This window comes from Streptomyces albidus (ex Kaewkla and Franco 2022), from assembly GCF_013870515.1.
In the GTDB taxonomy this organism is placed as follows: domain Bacteria; phylum Actinomycetota; class Actinomycetes; order Streptomycetales; family Streptomycetaceae; genus Streptomyces; species Streptomyces albidus.
This window is the reverse complement of record NZ_JACBXA010000070.1, coordinates 1-23,293: the sequence shown is the minus strand read 5'-3', so window position 1 is coordinate 23,293 and position 23,293 is coordinate 1. Positions and strand designations below refer to the sequence as shown.

General features: G+C 71.0%; 23 protein-coding genes and 1 pseudogene. 14 read left to right on the top strand and 10 right to left on the bottom strand.

All coding sequences use genetic code 11. The annotated features are described in order from the left end of the window. The 4 genes and pseudogenes from H5J26_RS13580 to H5J26_RS13565 form a co-directional block, all read left to right on the top strand. Positions 1–217 (top strand): annotated as a pseudogene (locus tag H5J26_RS13580) (hypothetical protein); the annotation flags it as partial. Between the two features lie 93 nt (positions 218–310). After that, entirely contained in the window at positions 311–691 is a 381-nt protein-coding gene (locus H5J26_RS13575) for a VOC family protein (RefSeq protein ID WP_181766082.1), read from the top strand. A 109-nt stretch (positions 692–800) separates the two neighbouring features. Continuing rightward, positions 801–1,676, top strand: coding sequence for a carbon-nitrogen hydrolase family protein (locus H5J26_RS13570; RefSeq protein WP_210771300.1), 876 nt, complete (start codon positions 801–803; stop codon positions 1,674–1,676). A gap of 126 nt (positions 1,677–1,802) precedes the next feature. Next, positions 1,803–2,483: an HAD family hydrolase gene (locus H5J26_RS13565; protein ID WP_181766085.1), complete on the top strand. Its 681-nt coding sequence runs from the start codon at positions 1,803–1,805 to the stop codon at positions 2,481–2,483. Here H5J26_RS13565 and H5J26_RS13560 read toward each other — a convergent pair. Beyond that, positions 2,441–2,689: a hypothetical protein gene (locus H5J26_RS13560; RefSeq protein ID WP_181766081.1), complete on the bottom strand. Its 249-nt coding sequence runs from the start codon at positions 2,687–2,689 to the stop codon at positions 2,441–2,443. The genes H5J26_RS13565 and H5J26_RS13560 overlap by 43 nt on opposite strands. A gap of 230 nt (positions 2,690–2,919) precedes the next feature. Here H5J26_RS13560 and H5J26_RS32130 point away from each other — a divergent pair, with 230 nt between their 5' ends. After that, positions 2,920–3,303 (top strand): cold-shock protein, encoded by a 384-nt coding sequence (locus tag H5J26_RS32130; RefSeq protein ID WP_181766080.1) that lies wholly within the window; start codon positions 2,920–2,922, stop codon positions 3,301–3,303. Positions 3,304–3,306: 3 nt separating this feature from the next. Here H5J26_RS32130 and H5J26_RS13550 read toward each other — a convergent pair whose 3' ends face one another. The 4 genes from H5J26_RS13550 to H5J26_RS13535 are packed head-to-tail and all read right to left on the bottom strand — an operon-like array spanning position 3,307 to position 6,792. Then, positions 3,307–4,182, bottom strand: coding sequence for a 1,4-dihydroxy-6-naphthoate synthase (locus tag H5J26_RS13550; RefSeq protein ID WP_181766079.1), 876 nt, complete (start codon positions 4,180–4,182; stop codon positions 3,307–3,309). After that, entirely contained in the window at positions 4,179–4,886 is a 708-nt protein-coding gene (locus H5J26_RS13545; RefSeq protein WP_181766078.1) for a futalosine hydrolase, read from the bottom strand. Before H5J26_RS13545 ends, H5J26_RS13550 begins: the two co-directional genes overlap by 4 nt. A gap of 2 nt (positions 4,887–4,888) precedes the next feature. Further along, on the bottom strand, positions 4,889–5,377 hold the full coding sequence (locus H5J26_RS13540; RefSeq protein ID WP_181766077.1) for a DUF2771 domain-containing protein: 489 nt from the start codon (positions 5,375–5,377) through the stop codon (positions 4,889–4,891). 26 nt (positions 5,378–5,403) lie between these two features. After that, a complete protein-coding gene (locus H5J26_RS13535) occupies positions 5,404–6,792 on the bottom strand; it encodes an MFS transporter (RefSeq protein ID WP_181766084.1) in 1,389 nt (462 codons plus the stop codon). Between the two features lie 273 nt (positions 6,793–7,065). Here H5J26_RS13535 and H5J26_RS13530 point away from each other — a divergent pair, with 273 nt between their 5' ends. The 4 genes from H5J26_RS13530 (at position 7,066) to H5J26_RS13515 (ending at position 13,549) form a co-directional block, all read left to right on the top strand. Continuing rightward, positions 7,066–7,974, top strand: a complete 909-nt coding sequence (locus H5J26_RS13530; RefSeq protein ID WP_181766076.1) for a DUF3027 domain-containing protein — start codon at positions 7,066–7,068, stop codon at positions 7,972–7,974. A gap of 623 nt (positions 7,975–8,597) precedes the next feature. Then, a complete protein-coding gene (locus H5J26_RS13525) occupies positions 8,598–11,777 on the top strand; it encodes a sacsin N-terminal ATP-binding-like domain-containing protein (RefSeq protein ID WP_181766075.1) in 3,180 nt (1,059 codons plus the stop codon). Between the two features lie 56 nt (positions 11,778–11,833). Then, positions 11,834–12,451: a dihydrofolate reductase family protein gene (locus tag H5J26_RS13520; RefSeq protein ID WP_181766074.1), complete on the top strand. Its 618-nt coding sequence runs from the start codon at positions 11,834–11,836 to the stop codon at positions 12,449–12,451. Positions 12,452–12,655: 204 nt separating this feature from the next. Further along, a complete protein-coding gene (locus H5J26_RS13515) occupies positions 12,656–13,549 on the top strand; it encodes an aminoglycoside phosphotransferase family protein (RefSeq protein ID WP_181766073.1) in 894 nt (297 codons plus the stop codon). Here the strand turns inward: H5J26_RS13515 and H5J26_RS13510 are convergent. The 4 genes from H5J26_RS13510 to H5J26_RS13495 all read right to left on the bottom strand — a co-directional run bounded on the left by H5J26_RS13510 (position 13,546) and on the right by H5J26_RS13495 (position 17,603). Further along, positions 13,546–16,011, bottom strand: coding sequence for an HAD-IC family P-type ATPase (locus H5J26_RS13510; protein ID WP_181766072.1), 2,466 nt, complete (start codon positions 16,009–16,011; stop codon positions 13,546–13,548). The two genes, H5J26_RS13515 and H5J26_RS13510, sit on opposite strands and share 4 nt — an antisense overlap. A gap of 36 nt (positions 16,012–16,047) precedes the next feature. Beyond that, positions 16,048–16,404, bottom strand: a complete 357-nt coding sequence (locus H5J26_RS13505; protein ID WP_181766071.1) for an ANTAR domain-containing protein — start codon at positions 16,402–16,404, stop codon at positions 16,048–16,050. Between the two features lie 125 nt (positions 16,405–16,529). Further along, a complete protein-coding gene (locus tag H5J26_RS13500; RefSeq protein ID WP_181766070.1) occupies positions 16,530–17,240 on the bottom strand; it encodes an antibiotic biosynthesis monooxygenase in 711 nt (236 codons plus the stop codon). Positions 17,241–17,330: 90 nt separating this feature from the next. Then, positions 17,331–17,603: a DUF2530 domain-containing protein gene (locus tag H5J26_RS13495; protein WP_181766083.1), complete on the bottom strand. Its 273-nt coding sequence runs from the start codon at positions 17,601–17,603 to the stop codon at positions 17,331–17,333. Positions 17,604–17,851: 248 nt separating this feature from the next. Here H5J26_RS13495 and H5J26_RS13490 point away from each other — a divergent pair, with 248 nt between their 5' ends. Next, on the top strand, positions 17,852–19,276 hold the full coding sequence (locus H5J26_RS13490) for an NCS2 family permease (protein WP_181766069.1): 1,425 nt from the start codon (positions 17,852–17,854) through the stop codon (positions 19,274–19,276). Positions 19,277–19,342: 66 nt separating this feature from the next. Here the strand turns inward: H5J26_RS13490 and H5J26_RS13485 are convergent, their stop codons facing one another. Continuing rightward, positions 19,343–19,660, bottom strand: a complete 318-nt coding sequence (locus H5J26_RS13485; RefSeq protein WP_181766086.1) for a hypothetical protein — start codon at positions 19,658–19,660, stop codon at positions 19,343–19,345. A gap of 137 nt (positions 19,661–19,797) precedes the next feature. Here H5J26_RS13485 and H5J26_RS13480 point away from each other — a divergent pair, with 137 nt between their 5' ends. From H5J26_RS13480 to H5J26_RS13465, 4 genes are all read left to right on the top strand, one after another. Then, positions 19,798–20,262: a MarR family winged helix-turn-helix transcriptional regulator gene (locus H5J26_RS13480; RefSeq protein ID WP_181766068.1), complete on the top strand. Its 465-nt coding sequence runs from the start codon at positions 19,798–19,800 to the stop codon at positions 20,260–20,262. Positions 20,263–20,333: 71 nt separating this feature from the next. Beyond that, entirely contained in the window at positions 20,334–21,764 is a 1,431-nt protein-coding gene (locus H5J26_RS13475) for an MFS transporter (protein ID WP_181766067.1), read from the top strand. Positions 21,765–21,788: 24 nt separating this feature from the next. Beyond that, a complete protein-coding gene (locus tag H5J26_RS13470) occupies positions 21,789–23,000 on the top strand; it encodes a phospholipase D-like domain-containing protein (RefSeq protein ID WP_181766066.1) in 1,212 nt (403 codons plus the stop codon). A 65-nt stretch (positions 23,001–23,065) separates the two neighbouring features. Then, positions 23,066–23,293, top strand: a 228-nt coding sequence (locus H5J26_RS13465; protein ID WP_303647147.1) for a 2'-5' RNA ligase family protein, incomplete at its 3' end; no start/stop codon positions are given.

The following is a 23,293-nucleotide window of genomic DNA, read 5'->3' as shown; positions in this document are numbered from 1 at the left end:
GGCCAAGTGGGCCGCCGCGGGCATGCCCGGGCTCGTCGCGGGCGGCGCGATCGTATGGCTGTGGGGCCGGATCGACGGCCGGTGGGGTGACCCCATCGCTCAGGGCGGGGACGGCCTCCAGCAGGCGCTGACCGGGGCCGGACCGGTGCTGCTGCGGGTCGCGGCCGTCGCCAGCGCTCTCTTCCTCGTGTGGCGTGCCCGGCGGCCGAAGGCCTGAGTACGCCGAGGTCGGAGGCCTGATCCAGGCCGGACGGGGAACAGCGTGGGTTCTCCCCTCCCGCCGGGAGCCGTCCACCGAGAGGACAGTGCGATGACCTTCACCGGTGTCACGCCGTACCTGTACTACGAGGACGCGGCAGCCGCCCTCGACTGGCTGACGGAGAAGCTGGGCTTCGGCCCCGACACCCGGTACGAGGGACTCGACGGCCGCGTGGAGGAGGCGGAGATCCGCGTGGGCCCGTCCGCGCGCGTCATGCTCACCGGGCGGGCACCGGGGGCCGACGAGGGCGGCGGGGCACTGCTCATCGTCCATGTCGACGACATCGAGGCGCAGTTCGAGCGCATCACGGGTGCCGGGGTGGATCTGGAGCCGCCGAAGGACGAGCCGTACGGACCCCGCACGATCCACGTGACCGACCCGTGGGGGTACCGCTGGTACTTCTGGGAGGGCGACGCGATGCCGCCCTCGTGAGGACCCGGCCCCCGCCCGGAATCCAGATGCCGGGGCCACGGACCCCGTGCGACGCTTCGGCCCATGGCCAGGCTGACGGTGGCGACGTGCCAGTTCCCGGTGAGAGCCGATGTCGAGGGCAACAGCCGTCACGTCATGCGGCAGATGCGGTCGGGCCAAGGAGCGGGGTGCGGACGTCGCGCACTTCCCCGAAGCGGGCCTGTCGGGTTACGCGGGCGCCAACTTCGACAACTACGACGGGTTCGACTGGGAGTTGCTCGAATCCCTCACCCGCCGCGTCATGGCCCTCGCGGCGGAGCTGGGCATCTGGGTCGTCCTCGGGTCCACGCACCGCCTGACCGGGGATCACAAGCCGCACAACAGCCTCTACGTCATCGACGGGAACGGCCGCATCGTCGACCGGTACGACAAGCGGTTCTGCTCCGGCGACCCCGAAGGGCGCACAGGCGACCTGGCGCACTACTCGCCCGGTGACCACTCAACTGTCTTCACCGTCAACGGAGTCCGGTGCGGCACGCAGATCTGCTACGACTTCCGGTACCCGGAGCTGTACCGGGAGCTCAAGCGGCAGGACGTCCAACTGGTCCTCCACAGCTACCACGCGGCGAGCATGTCGCCGGAGAAGGTCGCCGCCATCCGGGCAGCCGTCGGGGAGGACGTGCTGCACCTCAACCCGGGCGGCACCTACCCCGGCATCACCATGCCCGCCATGATGGTGGCGGAGGCGGCGGCCAACCACGTCTGGATCAGCTCCTCCAACTCCTCGGCCCGAGAGAGCGGTTGGGGCGCCTTCTTCGTCCGCGCCGACGGCGTCACCACGGGACGGCTGCCGCGCAACCGGGCCGGCGTTCTGATCTCCACGCTCGACACCGAGGAACCGCTCTACGACTCCACCGAGCACTGGCGCCGTCAGGCCATGGACGGTGTGCTCCACAGCGGGACCCTGGTGAGCGACCCACGCTCCGAGCAGCGCACGCAGCTGTGACCGCAGAGCCGAGGCGGAGGGCTGCTCACCCGCCGGACGGCGCCGCACGCCCCCGCGTGGGGCGGGTTTCACCGCGGGCCGGAGCCGCCGGGGCAGACCCCGGTGCCGGGCGTGCGGCAAGGCAGAATGCTGGGCATGGCACCGCACGCTTCGCACTCGCACCGTCCCACCATCGGCTTCGACCTCGACATGACGCTGATCGACTCACGTCCGGGAATCCGCGCGACCTACGTGGCGCTGTCCGCCGAGACCGGCACCTACATCGACGCCGACGCGACGATCACGCGCCTCGGGCCGCCGCTGGAGCAGGAGTTGGCGCACTGGTTCCCCGACGACCAGATCGCCGGGGCGGTCGAGCTCTACCGCGAGCTGTACCCGTCGTACGGTATCGAGCCCACCCGCGCCATGCCGGGCGCCCGCGAAGCAGTGGACGCCGTACGTGAGGCGGGCGGCCGCGCGGTCGTCGTCACGGCCAAGCACGAGCCGAACGCGAAGCTGCATCTGGAACACCTCGGCATCGAGCCGGACGCGGTGATCGGCTGGCTGTGGGCGGAGGCCAAGGCGGAGGCGCTGCGCGAGTTCGGGGCGAGCGCGTACGTCGGCGACCACGTCGGCGACGTACGTGGCGCGAAGGCCGCAGCCGTGCTCTCCGTGGCCGTGCCCACAGGCCCGTGCAGCGAGGCCGAACTCAGCGCCGCCGGTGCCGATGTGGTGCTTGCGGAAGGGCTGCCGGGCTTCCCCGAGTGGTTCCGCGGCTGCCTCGGCTACGACGGCGGGTTCAGCGCGGACCGCGCCTCGCGCCGCTGACTCGCGGCCGAGCGGACCAGCCCCGCAGCGGCCGTCGCGAACCCCACTCCCATCAGCATGCACACGAAGTAGGCGGGCGCCGGAAAGGGTTCGGTGCCGAGGAAGAGCGGGGCCACGGTGACCAGCGTGGCGAGTGCGCCGACGAGGAAGACGACGCCGCCGATTCGTACGAGAAGATCACCGGCGTGGGACGTTTCAGTGTTCACGTGGCCAGGGTAGATCCGTGGGCAACTGTACGGAGGAACCGCTCGGCGGCTCCCGCTGGGCCCTGAAGGGCCCGGGGGGACCCAGGTCGCCGGGCACCGGGGGGATTAGCCTTGGTGGTGAGCGGGTCATCGGACCCGCTCAAGTGCTCTTCGGAGCCGGATTCAGGACGAGATCACTAGCTTTCAGGACGCAGCCGAGGCTGCCCGGCAGTACGAGGACGAGGACAGACGTGCCTACCGGCAAGGTCAAGTGGTTCAACAGCGAGAAGGGCTTCGGCTTCCTCTCCCGCGACGACGGCGGCGATGTCTTCGTGCATTCCTCCGTGTTGCCCAGCGGAGTGGACGCGTTGAAACCCGGCCAGAAGGTCGAGTTCGGCGTCGTCGCCGGGCAGCGCGGCGACCAGGCCCTCTCCGTGAGCGTGCTGGACCCGGCCCCCTCGGTAGCCGCGGCTCAGCGGCGCAAGCCCGACGAGCTGGCCTCGATCGTCCAGGACCTCACCACTCTCCTCGACGGCGTCTCGCAGTCCTTGGAGCGCGGCCGCTACCCGGACAGGCAGCACGGCCACAAGATCGCGGGCATGCTGCGCGCCGTGGCGGACCAGTTGGACGTCTGACCCTCAGGGGAAGGCGAGGGCGTCGCCGGCGAGCGGAGGCACAAGTCCCTCCGCCGCCGCACGTGTCAGGAGTCCGCGTACCGCGGCGAGGCCGTCCTCGCCGAGGTCCGCGGTGAACTCGTTGACGTAGAGCCCGATGTGCTGATCGGCGACCGCGGGGTCCATCTCCTGCGCGTGCTCGAGTACGTACGGACGTGACGCCTCCGGGTCCTCCCAGGCCATCCGTACCGATTCACGCGCGGCAGCGGCCAGTGCGCGCAGCATGGGCTCGCCCAGTGAGCGGCGGGCGATGATGGCGCCCAGCGGGATGGGCAGCCCGGTCGTGTGCTCCCAGTGCTCGCCCATGTCCGCCAGCCGGTGCAGCCCGTACTCCTGGTACGTGAAGCGGGCCTCGTGGATCACGAGTCCGGCGTCGACCTTGCCGTCCCTCACCGCGGGCATGATCTCGTGGAAGGGCAGCACGACGACTTCGCCGACGTCGCCCGGGACCTCCTCGGCCGCCCAGAGGCGGAAGAGCATGTAGGCCGTGGAGCGCTCGCTCGGCACGGCGACCGTCCTGCCGCGCAGATCGGCGGGGTCCATCGGTCCGCTCGTGAGCACGAGGGGACCGCAACCGCGCCCCAGAGCACCGCCGCAGGGGAGCAGCGCGTACTCCTCCAGCACCCACGGCAGCATCCCGTACGAGATCTTCAGGACGTCCAGCTCGCCGCGCTCCGCCATCCCGTTGGTGATGTCGATGTCGGCGAAGGTCACGTCGAGCGCGGGCGCTCCGGGGACGCGGCCGTGCGCCCAGGCGTCGAAGACGAACGTGTCGTTGGGGCACGGCGAGAAGGCGATGCTCACCGGGCGTTCGGACTGGGCGTGGCCGTGCGTGCTCATGGCTTCCATGCTCGCAGCACGGGCACCAGAGCGGCGAAGCCACCCCCGAGAGCCGCCAGGGCCTCGGGAATCCGCCAGGCTGCACGCTCGCGCGGCCCGACGGAGTTGGAGACGGTACGCACTTCCAGCACGGCGGCCCCGTGCGCGGCGGCGGCCTCCGCGACGCCGAAACCCTCCATCGCCTCGGCCACGGCGCCGGGATGGCGTGCAGCCAACTCCTCTGCACGCTCTGCCGTTCCGGTCACCGTCGAGACGGTGAGCACGGGCCCGGCGGCGGCACCTGTGGCCTCCGCGACGTCCCGTACGAGCTGCTTTGGCGGGGCGTGCTCCACGGTGCCGAAACCGAGTTCACCGACGGAGGCGAAGCCCGACGGCGTCATCGCACCCAGGTCTGCCGCGACGATCGAGGAGGCGACCACCACACCGCCGAGCGGCTGTTGGAGACCGCCGGCGATGCCTGCCGAGACGACAAGGTCGTAGGGGGCGTCCGCTGCGGAGGCGGCTGTGAGCGCGGTGGCCGTCCCGGCTGCTGCGGCGGCAGGGCCGACGCCGGCGGCGACCACGTCGAGGACGAGCGGTGCGGCCGGGCGGTGCAGGACGTAGCCGCCGGGAAGCCGGAGCGTCTGCGGGGGGCCTTCGGCGTTCAGCCCGGATGTCACAGCGTCCCGTTCGGCGGGGACGGCGGTGACGACCAGGACCCGCACGGTCAGCCGGTCTTCTTGAGCTTCAGGTGCCAGACGCCCTTGAACTCGCCGTCGTCCATCTGCACGACGGTCGCCTTCACGGACTTCTTCGTCGTCGCCTGGCCGTTCTGGCCCTGCTGCTGGAAGAGGGAGTCGCCGTTGAAGGTGTAGTACGTCTTCTTGGAGGTGCCCGGCAGCACGGGGCGGTTGTCGATGATGAAGAGCCAGCCGGTCTCCGCCATGTCCGGCTCGACGCCGAGGCGGAACTTGTCGCCCGGCCCGACCTCGACTGTCTTCTCGGCCTTCTCACCGAGGCACTTCTTGGCCTCGGCGCCCGGGAGGCTTCCCTCGTCGGCGTGGCAGGCCGCCTCAGCCGTCACCGTCTCGCTGTTGACGGTCGCGGTCACCAGCGGGCTCGGCTTCTCGCATCCCGAGAGAGCGAGAAGGCCGAGGGAGACGGCACCGATGGCGGTGGAAGTGCGCAGACGCCGCCGGGAGATCGCGTAACTCATGGCGGCAGGCTACCGGGCCGTGCAGGTCAGGCCACGCGCGGGTAGGGCGTGCCGTGACGGGCGGCGCGCAGCAGGTTGCGTACGGACAGAGCCGCACCCACCGCGATCACGACCGAACCCACGCCCATCCCCAGCGGGCCGATGAGCGGCAGCGAGATGCCGAGACCCCCGCCCACCACCCACGACATCTGCATCAGCGTCTCCGAGCGCGCGAAGGCCGAAGTGCGCACCTCCTCGGGCACGTCCCGCTGGATCAGGGCGTCCAGGGACAGCTTGCCGAGCGCCTGCGAGATGCCGGCGGTGGTGGCGACGGCGGCGAGCGTGAGCGTCCCGTAGAGCGCTGACGCGGTGATGGTCGCCGCCAGGGCGCACGCCAGCACGACCGCGATGATCACTTCGGGGCCGCGGGCCTTGAGCCACGCGCCGATCGCCGTGCCCAGCGCGTTCCCGCCACCGGCCGCGACGGCCACCAGCGCGAGCGAGAGCGCACCCGCGAGACCGTTCAGCGGCTGGTCGCGCAGGAGGAAGGCGAGGAAGAACGTGAGGAAGCCGGAGAGGCCGCGCAGCGCGGAGTTGGCGACCAGCGCGCTCCGTACGGAAGCGCCCACGGTGCTCAGCCCGGGCCGGCGCTCCCGGGCGGCGTTGTCCTGCTTCTCCCGCGCGACTTTCCGCAGCGAGACCACGCCGGGTGCCAGTTGCGCCTTGCGTTCGCCCTTGGCCGAGTCGACCTTGTGCGGGAGCGAGAAGGACAGGAACGTGCCCAGGACGAAGACGACGAAGGCCCCGTACAGAGGCCAGGCCGAGCCGATCTGATGCAGCCCCGCGCCGAGGGGCGCCGCGAAACCGGTGGCGAGAAGCCCTGCGAGGGTCACGCGCGAGTTCGCCTTCACCAGCGAGAACGCCCGTGGCAGCAGACGGGGGACCACAGCCGAGCGCACCACCCCGTACGCCTTCGAGGACACCAGCACGGCCAGCGCCGCCGGATACAGCTCCAGGGCCCCCGAGGCCACCGCCCCCGCCATCGCCAGCGCGAGCAGCGCGCGAGCGAGCATCGACGCCGCCATCGCGGCTCGCCGACCGTGCGGCAGCTTGTCCAGCAAGGGCCCGATCACGGGAGCCAGGAGCGCGAACGGGGCCATCGTGACGAGGAGATAGAGCGCCACCCGGCCACGGGCCTCACCGGTGGGGACCGAGAAGAAGATCGTCGAGGCGAGAGCGACCGTGATCAGCATGTCGCCCGCGGAGTTGACCGCGTGCAGCTCGATGAGCTTGCCGAGGCCGGATTCCCCCGCTCCTTCGGCGTGCGTGATGCGGCGGAGGCGACGGGCGACAGCCGCGGGTGGCCGTCGCACGGCACGCGCGGCTCCGCGAAGCGCTTGACGCACACGTCCGGGCTCGGCAGCCACGAGCTTCAGTTTGCCCCACAACGCCTGCTGGATGCGGGCAGTCCACGCCGGATGACGCCCCCTGCCGAACTCTGCGGGCCTCCCTCGGCCATTCCGGTTCGATCTGTGGGGTAGCGTGGGGCAGCGGTGCGCTCCGCACGGCCCCGAGCGGGCGCGGACGTCGCAGCGGCTCCCCGGTCCCGCTCCGTCCACATCCCGCCCGTCCCTCCACGGGCCGCGGTACGGCAGTGCACGCCGACAACGGCGCTATGGCGTAGGAGAGACGATTCTTGTGAGTGCTTCATGAGTGCCGCGACGCGAAGCGCGCGTACCCGCCGCGCCCCCGCCCCGGACCGGCTGTGCGTCGAAGCCGTCGCGTTCGCCCGCGAGGCCGTCGAGGCTGCCGCCGCTCCCGGAAGGGTCGGCGAACACCTGGAAGCGGTGGCCGACGGGGACCGCGTAGTCACACACTTCTTCGAGTGCCTGGAGTCCGCGTACCGCGGCTGGCGCTGGGCTGCGACGCTGACTCGGGCATCCCGGGCGAAGACGGTCACTCTGGATGAAACCGTTCTGCTGCCCGGTCCGAGCGCGCTCCTCGCGCCGGAATGGGTCCCCTGGAACGAGCGGCTGCGCCCCGGCGACCTCGGCCCGGGCGACCTGCTGCCGACCGACGCGGAGGACCTCCGCCTGGAACCCGGGTACGCGGGCGACGAGAACCTGCCGCCGAAGGCGCCTCTCGGGGACGACGCGGAGCTGTCGGACGCCTCGGGAGTTGCGGTTCCGGGAGTGCGGGAGGTGGCCGAGGCGGAGGACGCGGACCTGGAGCCGGGTTCCCCGCGTGAGGTCGCGTCACCTCCGGAGCGCGGGACGATCGCCGCCGTCGCGGCCGAGATGGGCATGGCCCGTCCCCGAGTGCTCTCCCGCTACGGGCTGCACACCGCTGCCGACCGCTGGGAGGACGAGTACGGCTCCCGTACGCCCATGGCCCAGTCCGCGCCGGCGAGTTGCGTGAGCTGCGGCTTCCTCGTGCCTCTGGTGGGGTCGCTGCGGCAGGCGTTCGGGGTCTGCGCGAACGAGTACAGCCCGGCGGACGGGCACGTGGTGTCGCTGTCGTACGGGTGCGGGGGTCACTCGGAGGCCGCGGTGATGCCGAAGCCGCCCCAGCCGCCGCCCCCGGTGATCGACGAGACGAAGGCGGACGAGCTGTCCTAGCACCTGGTCCGTGGCCGGGGTCGGGGCGGCTGCCGCTCCGCGGGGTTGGCGGGGTGCTCCTGCCGTTCGTGGTGGGTGCGGGTGCGTGCCGCTCCGGCGGCGGCTCCGGGACGGCATGATTTACGGCCCGGCCCACCAGAAAGCTTCAGTAGCCCTCGTATTGGCCGGGCCACAAATCATGCTTGAGTGTCCCGGAACCACCGCCTGTGCGTCCCACCCCCTCATGCCGTCGGGCGGCTGTCCCAAGAGCTTTCGCCCCCGTGCAGACGGAGCCAATTCGCCTTCTGGTGTCTCTCCGGCGCCAGGGCCGGATCCAGGGGCAGTCGCGAACGGTCGGAGGGGGTGGGACGCGCAGCGGGTGACTTCGGGACACTCAAGCGTGATTTGCGGCCCGACGTGTAAGAGGCACACAGGGCCTGTTCCGGGGGGTCGGGCCGTAAATCATGCCGTCCCGGAGTTGCCCGCGGAGTGGCACGCACCCGGCCCGGGTCCAAGAGCACGCGCACCCGGCCAACCCCCGCGGAGCGGCAGGCAAGCGGAACCACGGCAGAGCCGCGGGCGCAGCCCCGATCACGCATGCCGTACCGTCACCGGGCGGGGTGCGCACGATGAAGGAGGCGGCGATGGGCCAGGGAGAATCGCAGGCGGACGTGTTCGAAACGGCACGGCTGCGGCGGGGTGTGCTCGACGCGTGGACAGCCTCACCCGCCCGTTTCCGTGAGGACGCCAACGCCGAGCAGGAGCTGGCGCTCGGCGGCTACCGGGACCGCCTCGTCATCGAGTTGGCGCAGAACGCCGCCGACGCCGCCGCCCGCGCAGACGTACCCGGGCGGCTCCGCCTCACTCTCAGCGACGGCGTGCTCGTCGTCGCCAACAGCGGCGCGCCGTTGGACGCGACGGGTGTCGAGTCCCTCTCGACGTTGCGTGCTTCGGCGAAGCGGGACGAGCAGGACGCGGCGGCCGTCGGCCGGTTCGGCGTCGGGTTCTCCGCCGTGCTCGCGGTGAGTGACGAGCCTGCCGTCGTGGGCCGTTCAGGCGGCGTGCGATGGTCGCTCACCGAGGCGCGCGAGCTGGTGAACCAGGCGGCGCGCGAAGTGCCCGCGCTCGGCGAGGAGTTGCGCCGCCGGGAGGGCCACGCTCCGCTGCTGCGGCTCCCGTTGCCCGCGGAGGGCACGGCGCCCGAGGGTTACGAGACGGCCGTGATGCTGCCGCTGCGCGACAGTGCCGCGCATGAACTCGCGGAACGGCAGCTGGCCGCCGTCGACGACGCCTTGCTGCTGACGTTGCCCGGCCTCGCCGAGGTCGTCGTGGAGTCCCCCGAGGTGGGGACCAGGACGCTGACCCGGCACGTGGACGGCCCGTACATCGAGATCAGGCACGAGGACGGCGACGGCACGCGCAGCGCCCGGCGTTGGCGCGTGACCCGTGACAGCGGCATCGCGGCCGAAGAGCTGCTGGCCGACCGTCCGGTCGAGGAGCGCATGCGTCCCGCCTGGTCGGTGACCTGGGCCGTTCCGGTGGAGGAGGGTGGCCCTGCGCGGCCGCCGACCGAGCCGTGCGTGCACGCTCCGACGCCCACCGACGAGCCGCTGGGCCTGCCGGCCCTGCTCATCGCGAGTTTCCCGCTGGAGCCGACGCGGCGGCACGTGGCGCCGGGCCCGTTGACCGACTTCCTGCTGGAGAAGGCCGCGGACGCCTATGTCGGGCTGCTGCGCGACTGGCGGCCCGTGACGACGGAACTGGTCGGTCTCGTGCCCGGGCCGCTGGGGAAGAGCGAACTCGACGGTGAGCTGCGCCAGTTGCTCCTCTCGCGGTTGCCGCGCGTGCCGTTCCTGGCGGGCGCCGGTACGGACGAGGAGGGCGAGCCCGTCGTGCTGCGCCCCCGCGAGGCGGAGATCGTGGAAGGCGCGGGGGCCGACACGGTCGGTGTGCTGGCGGAGCTGTTCCCCAGCCTGCTGCCCGCCGGGCTGGAGCGACGTACGGAGCTGCGCGCGCTGGAAGTCGGGCGGGTGCCGCTCGGTGAGGTCATCGACCGGCTTGCCGGGGTGGAGCGGGCACCGGAGTGGTGGCGGCGGCTGTACGACTCGCTGGCCGGAGTGGATCCCGACCGCCTCACCGGTCTTCCCGTCCCGCTGGCGGGCGGTGGCTCCGGAGGCTCGGGCGCGCAGATCGCCGTCGGGCCCCGGCATGTGCTGCTGCCGCTGCCGGATCCGTCTCTGGAGCAGGAGCGGGCCGGGCAGTTGGCGCGGCTGGGCCTGAAGGTCGCGCACGCCGAGGCGGCTCACCCGCTCCTGGAGAAGCTCGGTGCGACGAGCGCGACGCCTCGCGCCGTCCTGAGCACGCCGCAGGTGCGGGCGGCGGTCGCTGCTTCGCTGGACGCTGAGGACCGCTGGGACGACGGACTCGGCGAGGAGGGTGAAGGCCCTCTGGACGCCGAGGAGTTGGCGGAGGTCGTGCTCGGGCTCGTACGGGACGCCGCTCTCGCGCCCGGCGACGAGCCCTGGCTGGGAGCGCTGGCTCTTCCCGACGAGGACGGGGAACCGGCTCCCGCCGGCGAGCTCGTCTTTCCGGGCAGCCCCTTCGAGCGGGTCATCCGTGAGGGTGAACTCGCCGCTTGCGACGCGGAGTTGGCTGACCGCTGGGGCGAGCAGCCGCTGACGGCAGTCGGGGTGCAGGCCCGCTTCGCACTCGTACGGGCCACCGACGTGGTGCTCGATCCCGATGAACTGGAGCCGCGTGAGGGCGACTTCGCCGAGCCGGACGACGTCGGTCTGCTGGACGCGGTCGACGTCTGGTGCGAGGACGTGCTCGACCAGCTTCCGGAGAGCGAGATGGCGGTGCCGCCGGTCGCGTCCGAGCTGGTGGCCGTACGGGACCTGGACCTCGTCGACGACGAGTGCTGGCCCGAGGTGCTGGCGATGCTCGCCGAGCCGCCGCTTCGCGACGCGCTGACCGCGCCGGTGCGGGTGCTGCTTCCGGACGGCGTGACGGAGACCGTACGGCCGTACACCGCGTGGTGGCTGCGCGGTCACCCCGTGCTGGAGGGCCGCCGTCCAGCCGGTCTGCGCGCGGCCGGCGGCGATCCGCTGCTGGACGGGCTGTACGAGGAGGCGGACGCCTCCGGGTTCGGCGACGCACAGGTGCTGCGGGCGCTCGGCATCCGTACCTCCGCGGCCGCACTGGTGGAGGAGCCGGGCGGCGCCGCTGAACTGCTCGGACGGCTCACCGAACCGGAGTCGGAGGTCACCCACTCCCAACTGCACGGCCTGTACGGCTTGTTGGCCGAGCTGGACCCCGACGAGGTCACGCTCCCCGACGAGTTGTGCGCGGTACGCGCGGACACGGGCGCGGTCGAGGTCCGGTCGTCCGGCGACGCCGTGATCGCCGACGCGCCCGACCTGGTCGCCCTCGCGGGCGAGCAGGCACTGCTGCCCGTGCCCCCTTCGCGCGCCGAAGGACTGGCCGCCGTGCTGGACGTGCGCCGGCTCAGCGACGTCGTGCCGGGCGCGGTCGACAAGGCCGCCTCCGGCGAGGGCACGGAACGGGAGGTGCCGGAAGCGGTGCGGGTTCTGCTCCCGGGCGCCCCTCGCACCTACCGCGAGCACGACGAGCTGGTCGTGGACGGCACCGACGTGGACTGGCGCCGGACCTCCGACGGCGTGCTGCACGCGGCCACCCTGGAGGGCGTCGCCGCCGGCCTCGCCTGGACCGCGGGCCACTGGGGACGCCGCTTCGAGGTGGCGGCCCTGCTGGAGGACCCGGAGCGGGTGGCGGAGCTCGAACGGGCACGCTGGTTCGACTGATTCACCGGCGGCGGGGCGCTCCGATGAGTTCCCCGCCGCCCGGGGGTCTGCCCTGCATGACTTCACTCACGCTCACCACCTTCCTGACACTGGACGGCGTCATGCAGGCGCCGGGCGGCCCCAAGGAGGACCCCAGCGGGGGCTTCGAGCACGGTGGCTGGCTTGTTCCGTACGCCGACGCGGACATGGGCGCGTTCATGAGCAGATGCTTCGCCGAGGCGGACGGCTTCCTGCTCGGCCGCCGTACGTACGAGATCTTCGCCTCGCACTGGCCCAGCGTCACCGACCCGGACGACCCCATCGCCTCCAAGCTCAACACCCTGCCCAAGTACGTGGCCTCGACCACTATGGAGAAGGCGGACTGGTACAACACCACCGTGCTGAACGGTGACGTGCCGCAGCAGGTCGCCGAGCTGAAGAAGCAGCCGGGCGGTGAGCTCCAGATCCACGGGAGCGGCGCGCTCGCCCAGTCGCTGCTGGCGCACGACCTCATCGACGAGCTCCGGCTGCTGGTCTATCCGGTCGTACTGGGCTCCGGGAGGCGGCTGTTCGCGGAGGGTGCGTCGCCCACAGCGATGGACCTGACGAGCTCCACGACGACCAGCACCGGTGTCGCGATCCACACCTACAGGTGGTCGGGCCGGCCCACGTACGGCACTTTCGAGCTGGACTAGGCCCTGTCTGGCAAATCTCGCCTTGCTCGCGACGACGGGCACGCACATCCTCCCCCGCTTCGCGGGAGGTGCCCCCAGTTGTCGGATCGACCGAGTAGCCCACCACGAGGCGATCCTCCGCCTTGCGGCTGCACGCACCATCCGCCGCTAGCACCGCCTGCGGCGGACGGCGCAATTGGTCAGACAGGCCCTAGCCTCGCGTGGATGAGCACAGAAGAGGGCCACACCCGGCCCTTGACCCAGGGCCGGGCACGGGCGTTGCTCGATGCGGCCGGGGAGCGAGGCGGCGACGCGGAGCTGCTCGCGCTCGGTGAGAACGCCGTCTTCGCGCTGGACGCACCCGATCCCGTCGTGGTGCGGATCGGCAGGGGACCGTGGCTCCGGGAGCGTGCCGAGCGTGAACTGCGTGTCGCCTCCTGGCTTGAGGACCACGACGTGCCCGCGGTACGGAGCGCCCGCCCCGGGGTCTCCCTGGTCGAGGGGCATCCGCTCACCTTCTGGCAGCGCCTTCCCGATCCCGTGCGGGAGGCGACGCCCGCCGATCTGGCCGGGCTGCTGCGTCTCGTGCACGCCCTGCCTCCGGCACCGTTCCCCCTGCCCCGACGCGATCTGCTGGCGGGCGTCGAGAACTGGCTGCGGCTGGCCGGTGACGCGGTGCCCGCCGAGGACGCGGCCTATCTGAGGGCCCGCCGCGACGACTTCGTCGCCGCCGTCGCCGAGCTGGCCCCCGTCCTGCCGCCGGGCCCGCTGCACGGTGACGCCCTGCCCCGCAACGTGCACATCGGTGCGGACGGCCCCCGCCTGCTGGATCTGGAGACCTTCTCCGACGACATGCGCGAGCACGACCTGACGGTCCTCGCGCTGAGCCTTGCGAGGTACGGACTCGGCGAGGACGCCTACGCCGGCTTCGTGGACGTCTACGGCTGGGACGTGCGCGACTGGTCAGGCTGTGCCGTTCTGCGGGGCGCGCGGGAGACGGCGAGCTGCGCGTGGGTGGCGCAGCACGCACCCGGGAATCCGGCGGCGCGCCGGGAGTTCGGACGCCGGGTGGCTTCGCTGCGGGAAGGCGACGCGGGCGTGCGCTGGTACGCCTTCTAGCTCCCGTTGCCCGCGGCACGCCGTTCCGGAGCGGCCGGGCGGTGATCGACGAGGCGCCAGGCGATCTCCAGCGCGGCTGCGGCCGCCACGGCCACGGCCACCGCCGTCAGCGGCATGACCGTGTCGACCAGCTTCACCGCGAAGAAGTCCTGGAGCGAAGGCGTGGCCAGTACGGCCAGGAAGGCCAGCCCCATCGTCAGCACCAGTGCGACCCGCCACCACGTGTACGGACGGGCGACGATCGCCAGCACCCACATCGCGATCAGGAAGAGGGTCAAGGTCGCCACGCTCGTCTCGGCGGCCAGCGCCCCGGGCCCGGTGTAGTGGTGACGGGCCAGCAGGTACGTGGCGAAGGTGGCGGTCCCCGCGATCAGCCCGGCCGGTACGGAGTACCGCATGACCCTGCGCACGAAGTGCGGCCGGGCGCGCTCGCCGTTGGGAGCAAGGGCGAGGAAGAAGGCGGGGATGCCGATGGTGAGGGAGGAGAGCAGCGTCAGATGGCGTGGCAGGAAGGGGTAGGGGACCTGCCAGGCGATGACCAGCAGCGCGAGCAGCACGGAGTAGACGGTCTTGGTGAGGAAGAGGTTGGCGACGCGCTCGATGTTGCCGATGACCCGGCGGCCTTCGGCGACGACGGAGGGAAGCGCGGCGAAGTTGTCGTCGAGCAGCACGATCTGGGCGACGGCCCGCGTCGCCTCCGAGCCCGTGCCCATGGCGACGCCGATGTCCGCGTTCTTCAGGGCCAGTACGTCGTTGACGCCGTCCCCCGTCATCGCGACGTGGTGCCCGTGCGCCTGGAGTGAGCTGACCATGGTCTGCTTCTGCTTCGGCGAGACCCTGCCGAACACGGTGCCGCCCTCCATCGCGCGCACCATCCCCTCGGCGTCCTCGGGCAGTCCGCGGGAGTCCACCGGGGTCTGCGCGCCCGGAAGCCGCAGCTTGCCGGCGACGGCGCCGACCGAGAGCGCGTTGTCCCCGGAGAGGACCTTCGCGGTGACGTCCTGGTCGGCGAAGTAGCGCAGTGTGTCGGCAGCGTCCGGGCGCAGCCGCTGCTCCAGTACGACCAGGGCGGCGGGCTTCGCCCCGTCCGCGGCGTCCGGCGCGTCCGGGCCGCCGTCCGTGGCGGCCAGCAGCAGCACGCGCAGCCCTTCGCGGCTGAGCCGGTCGACTTCCGCGAGCGTGGAATGCCCCTGGGGCAGCAGGATCTCGGGGGCACCCAGCAGCCACGTACGGCTGGTGCCGTCCTGCTCGACGATGGTGGCGCCGCTGTACTTGCGGGCGGAGGAGAAGGGCAGCGACTGCTCGGTCCGCCAGGCACCCTCGGCGCCGTCGGGCCCCGAGCCGTCGGGCCCCGAGCCGTCGGGCGAGTACGCCTCGACGATGGCCCGCATGCTGGCGTTCGGGCGCGGATCGGCGGCGGCGAGAGCGGAGAGCACGCGCTGGACGTAGGCCTGGCCCGTCCGTTCGCCGCCGGACGAGCCGTTCTGCAGGACCCGCACCTCGGCGACGTCCATTCCGCCCTCGGTCAGCGTGCCCGTCTTGTCGAGGCAGACGACGTCCACCCGGGCGAGCCCTTCGATGGCGGGCAGCTCCTGCACGAGGCACTGCTTGCGGCCGAGCCGTACGACGCCGATGGCGAAGGCGATGGAGGTCAGCAACACCAGCCCCTCCGGCACCATCGGTGCGATGCCGCCGACCATGCGGCGGATCGCGTCCTCGATGTCGCTGTGCGCGACGACGAGTTGACTGAGCACCAGCCCGATGCCCGTCGGGATGATCATCCAGGTGACGTACTTGAGGATGGTGTTGATGCCATTGCGCAGCTCGGAGTGGACCAGTGTGAAGCGGGACGCCTCCTCCGCGAGCTGGGCGGCGTACGCGGCCCGCCCGACCCGGGTCGCGGTGAACGCGCCGCTGCCGGCGACGACGAAGCTGCCGGACATGATCCGGTCACCGGGGCTCTTGACCACGGGGTCTGCCTCACCCGTCAGCAGCGACTCGTCGATCTCCAGGCTCTCGGCCTCGTCGATCTCTCCGTCCACCACGCACTTGTCGCCCGGTCCCAGTTCGATGAGGTCTCCGAGCACGATCTCGTGGGTGGCGAGGTCGACGGAGGCCCCGTCCCGTCTGACGGTGGGCCTCGCCTCGCCGATCACGCCGAGGTTGTCGAGGGTCCGCTTGGCACGCAGCTCCTGGACGATGCCGATGAGGGTGTTCGCGAGGATCACGAAGCCGAAGAGGCTGTCCTGGAACGGACCGACGACGAGGATGATCAGGAAGAGCACGCCGATGATGGCGTTGAAGCGGGTGAAGACGTTGGCGCGCACGATGTCCGTGACGGAGCGGCTGCTTCGTGCGGGTACGTCGTTGATCTCGCCGCGGGCGATCCGCGCCTGAACTTCCGCTGCATCGAGTCCGCGCCCCCGGCCGGGAGCGGACCGCCCGGCCGGCCGCTGTGTCATGCGTCCGACGTTACGGGCGTTTAGCGAACCTTGCCCTCACTTGTTCCGTCCGGTCGGCGAGTCGGAGCGCGGCGAGCTGCCGTTGCCGGAGGCCTCCGCGACGGGGACGGAGGACCGCCGCGTCGGGGACGCGCCGCCCAGCGCCGCCCGGAGGGCGGAGCTGAACGGTTCCGGCAGCGGTTCACCCTGGGTGCTCTCCACCAGTGCCGCTGCGACCTTGTGCAGCTTGACGTTCGTGTTCTGGGAGACGGCGACGAGGGCGTCCCACGCGGCTGACGGCGCGCAGCGGTAGGCGGCCATCAGGACTCCGTGCGCCTGGTCGATGACCGGCCGCGTCTCCATGGCTCGGCGCAACTGTTCCAGCTCGGCATGCGGTGTCTCCGCGTCGCCCATGCTTGCCCCAATTCGACTCAGGGTGGCCTGAAGTGCGCCGCTGACACAGCGGGCCGCAGGGCATATGCCCGATGACGGATCATACTCATCCACCCGCGCTGGACTGGGCTTTCGGCGCCGTTGCGCTAGTCGGGGAGGAGCCCGTGAGCAAGGGTGTGGCGGCGCAGGTGACTCTGCTTCAGCCCGGGGAAGTTCTGCACCCGCTGCCACTGCGGAGTCGGCCCGCCGATGCCCGTCCCGGGGGACTCCAGTGCGTCGATGTGCGCCTGTGTGCTCTCCCACTCGGCGTAGTTGAGTACGCTCCGGCCGTCGGTGCTCAGATGGAAGTGGGCCGAGATGCCACCCGGGTGCGGTGCCGGGTCGGACTCCAGCGCCTCGAACACCGCATCCACCCAGGCCCGTTGAAGCTTCGGGTCCCCTCCCTCGGGGACGTCGAACTCGACGTCGACGGTCACGACGCACCCCGGCACGCGAGCGTCGGCGTCGAGGCTGCCGCTGCGGTAGTGCCGGTATCGGCCGAGTCCGATGCGATCGATGCCGGGAGCGGCCGCGTCGATCTCGTCCACCCGGGCCTGGCGGTGGCGGCGGACGAAGTCCTCGTAGGCGTCCTCCCCGGTCCACTGCGAGTGGTGCAGCAGCGTCCGGCCGTCCTCTCCCTCGTAGACGTAGTAGCCGAGGAGGCCCGGAGCCGGCCAGGGGTCCCGCTCCCAGACCCGGGCGATCGCGTCGAGCGCGGCCTGCCGGGCGTCAGGGTCCGGCAGCTTCCACGTGCTGAAGAGCGTGGCGCCGATGTCGGAACGGGCGGGGTCGGGGTAGCGGGTGGTGCGTACGGTCATGGCTGCTTGCCTCCGGGCGTGGTGCGCGCGGGCGTGCGGGCACTGACCACGCTCGTACTTCAAGCGTCGTTGAAGTCAAGCAGGCGGATCTCAGGCGGCGGGCGGTCCGGCTTCCTTCTCCGCGTCGCGCTGGATGGCGCGGTCGCGCACCCGTACGTACCAGAGGCCGAGCAGTCCGAGCCCGGCCCCGGCGGCGCAGGTCCAGATGAACCACTCGTGCCCGTGGTCCCGGTACCAGTCGTAGAACGGGAGTTGGGCGAGGAAGAGGACGAGCCAGATGCCGATGCCGACGATGACCGTGCCCCTGATCGGCCCCTCCAGCGGCTCGGGGGCCTCGCGCTTGCCGTCGGTCCATCGGTCCATGAGGCCCATCGCCGCAGCTCCTTCTCGCGCTCGCAGGTCGGCTCGTAGGTCGGGCACAGCCTATCCAGGCCCGTACGGACGCCTGTGGCCGGTGGCTCTACGCGCGGAGATGGCGTCGGAACGACCTGTTTGTTCATACTGAATGCAAATTGGCCTGGCCGGAATCCATCGGCGCATGTCCAATTCAGTACCGCTTCTGCACATCGGCCCGCCCTGCTGCCGGCCGCACCGCACCATCGAGGTCACGCATGCCCTCCACGGCCACCAGCCCGGTCGACCGCTTCTTCCGCATATCCGAGCGTGGCTCGACGATCAGCCGGGAGCTGCGCGGTGGATTGGCCACGTTCTTCGCGATGGCATACATCGTCGTGCTGAATCCGATCATCCTGGCCTCGGGCCAGGACAAGTTCGGCCATCACCTGGACAACGCGCAGCTCGTGACGGCCACCGCACTGATCGCGGGCATCACGACCGTGCTGATGGGCGTCATCGGCAACGTGCCGATCGCGCTGGCAGCCGGGCTCGGCATCAACGCCGTCGTCGCACTGCAGCTCGCGCCGAAGATGAGCTGGCCGGACGCCATGGGCATGGTGGTGCTGGCGGGCCTCGTGCTCATGATCCTCGTCGCCTCGGGCCTCCGGCAGCGCGTGATGGACGCCATCCCGAACGGCATGCGCCGCGCGATTGCGATCGGCATCGGCCTCTTCATCGCGCTGATCGGCCTCGTCGACTCCGGCTTCGTCACGCGCAACCCCGACTCCGCGAACACCACCGTCCCCCTCGGTCTCGGCCAGGCGGGGCAGCTGAAGGGCTGGCCCGTGCTGGTCTTCGTGCTCGGGGTGGCGCTGATGTTCTTCCTGATCGTGCGCAAGACCAAGGGTGCGATCCTCATCGGCATCGTCGCCATGACGGTCGTCGCGATCGTCATCAACGCCGTCGCGGAGATTCCCGACGCCCAGTGGGGCCTGGCCGTGCCCAACGTCCCCGACTCCGTCGTCAGCACTCCGGACTTCGGGCTGGTCGGGCAGGTCAGCCTGTTCGGAGGCTTCGAAGAGGTCGGCGTGCTGACCGGCTGCCTCTTCGTCTTCACCGTGCTGCTGTCGGGCTTCTTCGACGCGATGGGCACCATCATCGGCGTGGGTGAGGAATCCGGGCTCACCGACGAGAACGGTCAGCTGCCCGGCATGGGGCGGATCCTGATGGTCGACGGCGTCGCCGTCGCGGGCGGGGGCTTCGGCTCCGCCTCGGCCAACACCTGCTTCGTGGAGTCCACGGCGGGCGTCGGGGAGGGTGCCCGTACGGGCCTCGCCAACCTGATGACCGGCGGGCTCTTCCTGCTCGCTCTCGTCCTTACGCCGCTGGCGACCATCGTGCCCTCGCAGGCCGCGACCCCGGCCCTGGTCGTGGTCGGCTTCCTGATCATGGCTTCGAACGTCGGCTCGATCGACTGGAGCGACGCCACCATCGCCGTGCCCGCGTTCCTGACGATGGTCTCGATGCCCTTCACGTACAGCATCACCAACGGCATCGGGCTGGGCGTGCTGGCCTTCATCCTGCTGAAGACGGCGACCGGGCGCATCCGTGAGGTGCCGTGGCTGCTGAACGTCGTCGGCGCCTGCTTCCTCGTCTACTTCATGCTCGACCCGATCGAGCAGGCACTCGGCGTCAAGTGACGGCTGAGGCGGGGGGTTGAACCGTGCCGCCGGCGCCAGGGGAGTGGCGGCCGGCGGCCCGGACGGTCACGGCCAGGAGGTGGCCACCGTGCCCTGCGAGGTCGTGGAGGTGGGCGCCTCGTCCCGTATCGGGGCGCCGCCCGCGCTGCTTCTCGCGGCGGCGCCGGCCTGGCCGCCCCCGCGGACGGAGCGGTCCGTCGAGCCGTAGAAGCGCTCCGTCTCCTCGACGGAGGCCTTGAAGCGTTCGTCGAAGTCGTCACGCACGAGCGTGCTGATCACATAGTCCTGGACGCTCATCCCGCGCTTGGCCGCGTGGTCGTGCAGCCGGGCGAACAGCTCGCTGTCCATGCGCAGGCTGAGCACCTTCGAGGTCATCGAAGTCATGCGTCCACGGTCCCGGTCGGGCCGGGGGTGATGCGTCAGATTTCCGTGCGAACTCACTCGTATGTGTGACTCGACAGACAATGCGTGACGCCTCTGCCGCCTGTTCTTTAGAGTGGGTAATGAGTTACGCTAACAACATGCCGGAACCGTCCGAGCGCGGCGCCACCCCTGCCGCGGACAGTGATCTCGACATGGCCGCTGTGAACGCACTGCGCACCGCCGTCATGCGACTTTCGAGGCGCCTCAAGCACCAGCGGGTGGACGAGTCGCTGAGCCCGACGGAGATGTCGGTGCTCGGCACGCTCGCCCGATGCGGCTCGGCCACACCCAGCGAGCTGGCCCGAAAAGAGCATGTGCAGCCCCCGTCGATGACACGTATCGTCGCGATGTTGGAGGCCAAGGGGCTGGTCCGTCTGGAGCCGCACCCCGACGACCGCCGCCAGAAGACGGTGACGCAGACCGAGCAGGCCGAGTCGATGCTCGCCGCCAGCCGCGAGAAGCGGAACGCCTGGCTGGCAGACCTGGCCGGTCAGCTCGACGAGGACGAATGGGCACGGTTGCGTGCGGCGGCACCCGTGCTGGAGAAGCTGGCGCACTCGTAGGGCGCGGCCCCCGAGAGGGAGCGAGACGAAAACCGGACGAGAGACAGACGAAAGACGAGGAGGCGACCCGTTTGAGTACGGGAAACGGAGCACATTCCGCACCCGCACCTGATGACAAGACCGCAACCGACAAGCAGAACCCGGGGGCGACATCCGCCTCCCGGCCGTCGATGTTCAGTTCGCTGCGCATCCGCAACTACCGCCTCTTCGCCATGGGCCAGGCCGTCTCCAACACGGGGACGTGGATGCAGCGCATCGCGCAGGACTGGCTGGTGCTCAGCCTCACCGGATCGGCGACCGCCGTCGGCATCACCACGGCGCTGCAGTTCCTTCCCATGCTGCTCTTCGGGCTCTACGGCGGTGTTCTGGCCGACCGCTGCGACAAGCGCAAGCTGCTGTTGCTCACCCAGTCGGTCATGGCCGTGACGGGGCTCGCGCTGGCAGCGCTCACGCTCAGCGGCAACGTGCACGTCGTGCACGTCTACGTGCTCGCCTTCGTGCTCGGCGTGGCCACCGTGTTCGACAACCCGACCCGGCAGACCTTCGTCTCCGAGATGGTCGGCCCCGATCAGATTCGCAACGCGGTCTCGCTCAACTCGGCGAACTTCCAGAGCGCCCGCCTCGTCGGCCCCGCGATCGCCGGTGTGCTGATCTCCGCGGTCGGCAGCGGCTGGGCGTTCCTCTTCAACGGCCTCTCCTTCCTCGCCCCGCTCGCGGGCCTGCTGCTGATACGCACCGGAGAGCTGCACCGTGCCGAACGCGCACCGCGCGGCAAGGGCCAGCTGCGTGAGGGACTGAGCTACGTGCGCAGCAACCCCGAGCTGATGTGGCCCATCGTCCTCGTCGGCTTCATCGGCACCTTCGGCTTCAACTTCCCGATCTGGCTCACGGCCTTCACGGACAAGGTCTTCGATGAGGGTGCCGGCACGTACGGGCTGCTCAACACCCTCATGGCCGTCGGCTCCGTGGCGGGCGCGCTGCTCTCCGCAAGGCGGGGCACCTCCCGTATGCGGCTGATGGTGGGGGCGGCGCTGCTCTTCGGGGTGCTGGAGACGGTCGCGGCGCTCACGCCGTCCTTCTGGCTCTTCGCCGCGCTGATGGCGCCCATCGGAATCATGGGTCTGACCTTCAACGTCACCGCCAACGCGAGCGTCCAGCTGGCGTCGGACCCGACGATGCGGGGCAGGGTGATGAGCCTCTACATGATGGTCTTCGTCGGCGGTACGCCCATCGGCGGGCCGGTCATGGGCTGGGTCACCGACACCTTCGGTGCACGCGTCGGCTTCCTCTCCGGTGGTCTGATCTCGGCGGTCATCGCCGTGGGTGTCGGCCTGGCGCTGGCCCGCGCGGGCGGTCTGCGGCTCCGCGTCGACCTGCGTCGCGGGCACCGGCACCTGGTGTTCGTGCCTCGGGAGGAGCCCGCGAAGGCGGACGAGGAGGACAAGGCCGACCGTGACGGGGCACATTCACACGAGCGTGACCGCCTGACCACCTCTGCTTGAGGGAGCACCTCTAAGGTGACGGCCATGAGTCTCACCGAGTCGTCCCCCGCCGACGACGCTCCTCTCACCGCGGCGGAGTCCGCCGAGCGCAAGCACCTGATACGCAGGCGGCTCGAGAGGCTCATCGGCATCGCCGCGACCGAGGGCAACCAGCTGGACGTCCTGCGGAACGGGGACGAGATCTTCCCGGCGATGCTGGAGGCGATCCGTTCCGCCAGCCACACGATCGACATGATGACGTTCGTGTACTGGCGGGGGGAGATCGCCCACGAGTTCGCCCGCGCCCTTGCCGACCGCGCCCGGCAGGGGCTGCGCGTACGGCTGCTGCTCGACGGGTTCGGCAGCCGGCCGATAGAGGAGCGGCTGCTCGACGACATGGCGGACGCGGGCGTACAGGTGGTGTGGTTCCGCAAACCGCTGTGGAGTTCGCCGGTGAAGCAGAACCACCGGTGCCACCGCAAGGTGCTGGTCGTCGACGAGTCCGTCGCGTTCACCGGCGGGGTGGGCATTGCCGAGGAGTGGTGCGGCGACGCCCGGCACGAGGGCGAATGGCGTGACACCCACATCCGGGTGAGGGGCCCCGCCGTCGACGGGGTGAGCGCGGCCTTCGCCCAGAACTGGGCCGAGTGCCACCGTGAACTCTTCGACGACAGGGACCGGTTCATCGAGCAGGAGGCGACGGGGACGGCCGTCGTGCAGGTGGTGCGCGGTTCCGCCAGCTTCGGTTGGCAGGACATGCAGACCCTGCTGCGCGTCGTGCTGGAGTCGGCGCAGGAGCGGGTCCGCATGGCCTCCGCGTACTTCGCGCCGGACGACTTCTTCACCGAGCTGCTGTGCGCCACCGCGCGCCGCGGCGTCGCCGTGGACATCGTGCTGCCCGGTCCGTACACGGACAAGCGGGTCTCCCTGATGGCCGGGGAGCGGTACTACGCCGATCTGCTCGACGCGGGCGTACGGGTGTGGCAGTACCAGCCGACGATGCTGCACACCAAGATCATCACAGTGGACCGTGTGGTGTCGCTGGTCGGATCCACCAACATCAACCGACGCTCCCTCGACCACGACGAGGAGGTCATGCTCGCCGTCATGGACGAGACGCTCACACAGACGCTGGACCGGCACTTCACGGAGGACCTCGCCTCCAGTACCGCGATCACGGCGGAGGCCTGGAAGCGCCGGTCCGTCGCGCGACGGGTGCAGCAGTCGGCCACCCGGCCGATCCGCCGCTTCCTCTAGAAGCTGCGGACCGGTCTTCGACCGGCACTCCCCACCCTTGCCGCCGGGCACGGCATCCTTGCCGCATGAGACTCTTCACGGCCATCCTCCCGCCCGGCCACGTGCTCGAAGGGCCGGGCCAACTCGGCGACGCCGTCAAGGAGTTGCAAGCGCTGGACGGTGCAGCCGGGCTCCGCTGGACCGACGTGGCCAACTGGCACATCACCCTCGCCTTCTACGGCGAGGTGCCCGAGGAGCGCGTCCACGGCCTCTCGGAACGTCTCGCACGGGCCGCCGGGCGCGCTCACCCGATG